1 tRNA gene is annotated in these 273 nt (G+C 51.3%); it reads left to right on the top strand.

Annotated elements, in window-relative coordinates:
- The first annotated feature begins 68 nt into the window (after positions 1-68).
- Positions 69-144: transfer RNA gene (locus B0D78_RS12215), tRNA-Ala, on the top strand.
- Positions 145-273 lie beyond the last annotated feature (129 nt).

Here is a 273-nt window from a genome sequence, read left to right on the forward strand (position 1 = left end):
AGCACTCGGCTGATAACCGAGAGGTCAGAAGTTCAAATCTTCTGCGGCCCACCATATTCATCTTTGCTGGGGGTGTAGCTCAGTTGGGAGAGCGCCTGCTTTGCACGCAGGAGGTCGTCGGTTCGATTCCGGTCACCTCCACCAGCTAAGAACACTTCTTCAAGGGACGTTTTCTTACCCAACAGTCAAGAAAAAGACGGTACGCGCTCTTTGACAATCGAACAGGACGAAACTGAAACAGGTTAAGGTAGAAAGGGCATACGACGGATGCCT

The organism is Pyramidobacter sp. C12-8, from assembly GCF_002007215.1.
Taxonomy (GTDB): Bacteria; Synergistota; Synergistia; order Synergistales; family Dethiosulfovibrionaceae; genus Pyramidobacter.